The organism is Arenibacter sp. F26102, assembly GCF_023015865.1.
Taxonomy (GTDB): domain Bacteria; phylum Bacteroidota; class Bacteroidia; order Flavobacteriales; family Flavobacteriaceae; genus Arenibacter.
In genome coordinates, this window is the sequence record NZ_JALKBC010000083.1 from 1 (window position 1) to 281 (window position 281).

The 281-nt window shown below is 42.3% G+C and carries 1 protein-coding gene; it reads right to left on the minus strand.

Features of this window, described 5'->3' with window-relative positions; genetic code table 11:
* Window positions 1–10: 10 nt before the first annotated feature.
* On the minus strand, window positions 11–281 hold a 271-nt coding region (locus MWU78_RS22360), incomplete at its 5' end, for a transposase (RefSeq protein ID WP_247002040.1).

Here is a 281-nt window from a genome sequence, read left to right on the forward strand (position 1 = left end):
TCGGAAGGCCTTAGAACTTTTTTGACAAAACGTCCTTTAGCATTTTATTGTCCAGACTAACATCCGCATACATTTGTTTTAGCCTATTGTTCTCTTCTTCGAGCTCCTTTAGACGTTTCAGTTGCTGCTGCTCCATACCCACGTATTTCTTGCGCCAGTAGTAAAATGTACTTTTGTCGATACCCAGTTCCCTGGAAATATCGCCAACGGATCTTCCCTGTTCGTTTTCCCTTAGCGCCTTGACAATCTGGCTTTCCGTAAACTTTGTTCTTTTCATGTGA